The following is a 5292-nucleotide window of genomic DNA, read 5'->3' as shown; positions in this document are numbered from 1 at the left end:
AATAGCTAGGCGTATAAGATTTCTCACCCTCCCCAAGCTCGCCCCGCCCCAGAGGGTTCGAAATGACAAGTTGAGATAAATAATCTACTTCCCCGGCACCTTTAACCCTAACGCCTCTATATATCCTTTGTTAGGGATACAATTTGCAAACTTGCTGTTCTCTAAAAATCCCCAAAGGGCTTTCCTAATTTTTTCCCTGTCGGCGGGGGCTGCCTTACGGATCTCTTCGAAACTGCCGCGTGGCTTTTCGGTGTAGGCAATGATCTCATCGTAACCATCGGGCTCATTAAAGCTGGTGATCCCTTTCTGGTTATCCAGTTTCTTATATGGCCAGTAATGCCATCCGATGTTGTTCTTTTCGCATAGGATCTTAAAATCTCTCACCCACTCATCGGTGTTCTCTCCGGTTTCGCCAACGTATATCGGCACGTTATACTTATCGCGGTAGTCGATGTATTCCTGTATCACATCCTGTTTAACATCAGTCCAGTATTTATGGAAAGTATAAACGCTTTTGCTATCGAACGGCTTACCGAATACTTTAAAGTTGCTGTCCCACTGGGCACCGCCAATAAATACAATGTGGTTTTTATCAACCGTGCGCACTGCCGCAGTTATCTCTTTAAACGTAGGCTCCAGATGCGGGTTAAGGGCCTTTACATCAAAATAATGTGCTATGGGTTCGTTCAACAGATCGTAGCCCATCACAATGGTTTCGTTTTTATAGTGGTTGGCTATTTTGCGCCAGATATCTGAAGTCAGCTTACGGCTTGCCGCACTGGTGAACAGGAACGGATAACCGTTGCCATCGTCGATATTATCGCCGGTTTGGCCGCCGGGGGCACAATGCATATCCAATATCACGTACAGGTTTGCTTTTTTGCACCAGCCTATCACCCTGTCCAGCAGTTCGAAACCGCGGTTAGGGTTGTTCTGGCCCATATAATCCTCGTAGGTAAACAATTTATAATTGAATGGGATGCGGATAGAGTTCATGCCCGATGCCTTCAGGAATTTAATATCCCCCTCGGTAATATAGGTATCCTGAAAAGTGCGCCAAAAAAGTTTCATCTCTTCGGGGCCAACCAGTTCGGTCAGGGCTTCGTTTATTAAGCGTTGCGAGTTAACCGTTTTAAATTTAAACATATATCCCTCTGGTACCAGCCAATTGCCCAGGTTAGTCCCGCGGATCAAGAATGGCTTGCCATTGGCACCTATTATTTCTTTGCCTTTTACGGTGATGAATTGGGGTGCCTGCGCCGCTGCGGTAAATATTACTACAGCCCAAAGCAGCATGGTTGTGATGAGTTTTTTCATTTATTTAAAGGTGTTTGGTATATACGCCAATTGGCAAAGCGCGTTAAACAAATGTAACTGATATTCTATTATCATTTAGCATTTGTACCTATATGCCAATATTACGTATTTTGTGAAACAACACCATCAGGATGACCAAACTATTCATCAAAACGTTTTTGCTGTTTTTTATAAGTTGCGTCTTATCCCTCTCGGTGAATGCGCAAACCGTAACTGTAGCTATAGCGGCCAACCTGCAACCCGTAATGAAAGACCTGAAAGCAGATTTCAAAATCCGCACGGGCGTAAGTATTGATGTAATATCGGGCGCATCCGGCAACCTGAGTACACAGATTCGCCATGGGGCGCCTTTTGATGTGTTCCTATCGGCTGATAAGGACTTCCCGCAATCCCTGCAACAGGATGGGTTTACCTTAAAGCCATCTGTTGTTTATGCACAAGGCATACTCATCATCTGCAGCACGCAAAACCCTGATCTTACCCATTGGGCCCAGCTTTTACAGGGCAATACCATTCGAAAAATAGCCATTGGCAACCCGGCCATTGCGCCATACGGCAAAGCCGCGCAACAGGCACTTACCAAAGCAGGTATTTATGACAAAGTGAAAAATAAGATCGTTTTCGGCGAAAGCATTACCCAGGTAAATACCTATATAACTACCGGTGTTGTGCAGGCAGGTTTCACTACGCTATCTTTAATAAAGGATGGTGCCAAAAAGCCGCAGTTATACTATAAACTGATAGACGAGAAAACATATGCACCGATAGAACAGGCTATGGTATTGCTAAAGCATGCCAGGGCAAACACCGCTGCCGAAAAGTTTTACCAATATATTTTAAGCCCGGCCGCCCAAACCATATTTAAGGCCTACGGCTATCATACCAAAAACTAATGGATCTTTCACCAATTTGGCTCACCCTAAAATTAGCGGCTATCACTACGTTGATATTGCTGCTGATTGGCTTACCGCTGGCCTGGTGGCTGTCAAAAAAGCGGTCGTTGGCGAAGATCGTTATCGAAGCTATCATCACCATGCCTTTGGTTCTGCCGCCATCAGTGTTGGGGTTTTATTTGCTGCTGGCGTTTAGCCCGCAGCATGGGCTGGGGCACTGGTTACAACAAACGTTTGATGTGCATTTCGTGTTCTCATTTAAAGGCCTCGTTTTGGCATCCGTTATTTACAGTATGCCTTTTATGATCAGTCCGGTTAAATCGGCGTTTCAGCAATTACCGGCATCGCTATCGCAGGCATCGTACACGCTTGGCAAAACGCAATGGCAAACCTTTTGGCATGTACTGCTGCCCAACATCAAACCATCATTATTAACCGCAACTGTTTTAACCTTTGCGCATACGCTTGGCGAGTTTGGCGTGGTGCTGATGATAGGCGGCAACATCCCCGGCGTTACGCGGGTTGCCTCCATTGCCGTTTACAATTCGGTTGAGCAGCGCGATTACGCATCGGCCAATAACTATTCGCTTATACTGTTCGCCATAACGTTTGTGATGGTTTTAAGTGTGTTTATTTATAACAAATACCAGGTAAAAAGCCCCTTAGAATGATAGCAGTTGAGATTGAGAAAAAACTAAAAGCCTACAATGGCTTACAGGTACTGCGGATAAAAAAAACTTTTTTACCGGGCGGCATCACGCGTATCACCGGCCCATCTGGTGCAGGGAAAACAACCTTGCTTAAAATGATAGCGGGGTTGATATCGCCTGATAGCGGAATCATCAAAACTAATGATACTAACTGGTTTGATGCCTCGCAGAAGACCAACCTGCCCCCGCAGCAGCGTCGCGTTGGCTTTGTTTTCCAGGATTACGCCCTATTCCCCAACATGACCGTTAAGCAGCATTTAGAATACGCGACCGTTGATGCGGAATGGATAACCCGCTTATTGACCATAGGTGGCTTGGAAACATTCACCACCCACAAACCAGATCATTTATCCGGCGGGCAGCAGCAGCGCCTGGCCATCATGCGTGCGCTGGCCATCAAACCCAAACTCCTTTTAATGGACGAGCCCTTTTCGGCGCTGGACCTGAAGATGAAATCAGCATTGATAACAGACCTGCAAGTACTGTTTACCGAACTTGGCACAACAACGCTAATTGTAAGCCATAACCCGCAGGAACTGGATGGGGTTAGCGGGGATGAATTGGAGATTGGGTAGTTAACGTTGAGTCGGGATAAGCGATGTTTAATAGGTATTGGGTTAACATAGTTTAACACAATTCATGGTTAACCTACATATAACTAATTGACAATGAATAAATTAAGTTAAAATTTGGATAAAAGCAGGTTAACCATGATTTAGCTTAAAGAAAAGTATTCCATATTAAATAACAAGAGGTAAGCATTTGGCTAAAGCCAAAATAGTTAGATAGGCCTATCCCGTTGGCTTCAGCCAACGGCAATGAAACCCTGGTGGATTTCGCCCTTGTTGGTGTTGTCACCGTAGGTGTTGGGAAAATTATAACGGGGGTAGAAAGGTGGCGGTTAGATAATATTCAAACATGGCATCAGATAACATGAACGTATCTTTGATAAACGATATGCGATCCTCTCTAAACTCATCGCTGTCATAATCATGCATATAATTAAACTCGCAATAGTTTAAACTTCCATCTTCTTTATAATGAAACCAACAATAATAGACACTTTGTTCATCTACATATTCGCCCAGATATTTCGAGGTGTATTCATATAGCGGTTGATCCGTAACCGAATCTATCTCCTCAAAACAAATAGTGTTTCCTTGTTCGTTTTCCAATGTATTAGTCCGACAAACAAATTGGTTTTCACGATAAATATTTTCACGAATAATCTTGTAAGACCCGTACGCTTCAATCGTTCTAATTCCAAAGGAAGCCAGATTTAATTTGGTCAGCTCTTTAACTATTGATTCTTCAGATTGGTGGTACCTGTAGACACTTAACGTTGCAAGTACCCCATCTAAATACGTTTCATCCTTTGTTATCTCTCCATTACTATTGGTGTACAACTTGTTATAGTGCTTTAACATTTGGGCTTGCGAAGCAGTGATTGTTTGCCCCATGTTTTTATATACAACAGCCATATCTACTGTACTTGTGATACCACTATCTTATCCAGATTATGCAGATACCGGCGGCCGGTTTTAAAATCGGTGGCGGATGTCATTTGCATGCTTTCAGGCATTTTGTCGGCCTTTATGCCGTTCTTTTCCATGATGATGTACACATGGTTACCAACTTCAGTATTATACAACTCGTTCCAGGAATAAACCACCTTATAGCCATCTATCCCTGTGCAAACAAAATAGAAGCGGCTCAGCAGTTTGGGGCTGCTGGTTTTAAACCTGGTGTGCGATAATACATCTTTCAGCAAGATGCCTTTCAGCTGATCGTCCTGGTGTTTAAAAGCGCCGGTATGGTCGGTTACTTTGATATCGCCAATAGGGCTGATGGCATATTGTTTAAGCGAATCAAGCGTGATGACCGATTCCTTCTCCACATCGCCGGCAATAGCGAATTTTAAGGTTTGCTGATTTTTCTCCTGGGCGATGGCAGCGCCGGAGCATAGTAGAAGAAAGAGTAGTAATTTTTTCATGATAGCTAAATAAAAAGCTCAGGGCCGCATAAGCAACCCTGAGTAAATTAGTAAATAAGTGCCGTTTTATTAAAGCACCGCCAAAATATCTTTTACTGATGCACGCTTACTATAATCCTTATCAAAATGTACAAAGGCAATTTTGCCTGCGCTGCTTATTACATACGTAGCGGGTACGGGTAAAACATTGTCGGTATTGCCGTTGGCTTTGGTCATATCTAACCCATAACCTTTGTATTTGTTAACGGTGCTTTCATCCATAATATAGTTTACGCCATAGCTTTTCATAATGTTGTAGCCCTTATCCTGCACTATAGAATACGTGGCTTTTGTTTTGGCAATGGTTTTATTAATATTCTCGGCTGTTTCGGGCGTTACG

At 43.6% G+C, this 5292-nt stretch carries 6 protein-coding genes and 1 pseudogene; 3 read left to right on the top strand and 4 right to left on the bottom strand.

The annotated features are described in order from the left end of the window. Positions 1-84: 84 nt before the first annotated feature. Positions 85-1317, bottom strand: coding sequence for a glycoside hydrolase family 5 protein (locus tag WC615_RS22370; RefSeq protein WP_372980254.1), 1233 nt, complete (start codon positions 1315-1317; stop codon positions 85-87). Between the two features lie 131 nt (positions 1318-1448). Between WC615_RS22370 and modA the strand changes: the two genes are divergently transcribed. From modA to WC615_RS22355, 3 genes are read left to right on the top strand one after another with little or no spacing between them, the layout of a single operon-like run. Continuing rightward, positions 1449-2210 (top strand): molybdate ABC transporter substrate-binding protein, encoded by a 762-nt coding sequence (gene modA / locus WC615_RS22365; protein ID WP_372980253.1) that lies wholly within the window; start codon positions 1449-1451, stop codon positions 2208-2210. Beyond that, positions 2210-2881 carry a molybdate ABC transporter permease subunit gene (gene modB / locus WC615_RS22360; protein ID WP_372980252.1) on the top strand — a complete coding sequence of 224 codons (672 nt, stop codon included), beginning with the start codon at positions 2210-2212 and terminating at the stop codon, positions 2879-2881. Before modA ends, modB begins: the two co-directional genes overlap by 1 nt. Further along, positions 2878-3495 carry an ATP-binding cassette domain-containing protein gene (locus WC615_RS22355; protein ID WP_372980251.1) on the top strand — a complete coding sequence of 206 codons (618 nt, stop codon included), beginning with the start codon at positions 2878-2880 and terminating at the stop codon, positions 3493-3495. The genes modB and WC615_RS22355 overlap by 4 nt, the downstream gene beginning before the upstream one ends. 300 nt (positions 3496-3795) lie before the next feature. Here the strand turns inward: WC615_RS22355 and WC615_RS22350 are convergent, their stop codons facing one another. The 3 genes and pseudogenes from WC615_RS22350 to WC615_RS22340 all read right to left on the bottom strand — a co-directional run. Further along, positions 3796-4401 carry a hypothetical protein gene (locus WC615_RS22350; protein ID WP_372980250.1) on the bottom strand — a complete coding sequence of 202 codons (606 nt, stop codon included), beginning with the start codon at positions 4399-4401 and terminating at the stop codon, positions 3796-3798. A gap of 2 nt (positions 4402-4403) precedes the next feature. After that, a complete protein-coding gene (locus WC615_RS22345) occupies positions 4404-4913 on the bottom strand; it encodes a molybdopterin-binding protein (protein WP_372980249.1) in 510 nt (169 codons plus the stop codon). A 69-nt stretch (positions 4914-4982) separates the two neighbouring features. After that, positions 4983-5292 (bottom strand): annotated as a pseudogene (locus WC615_RS22340) (hypothetical protein); the annotation flags it as partial.

The organism is Mucilaginibacter sp., from assembly GCF_041663085.1.
GTDB lineage: Bacteria > Bacteroidota > Bacteroidia > Sphingobacteriales > Sphingobacteriaceae > Mucilaginibacter.
Note: the sequence above shows the minus strand (reverse complement) of the source record. Positions and strands in the feature narration are given on the sequence as shown.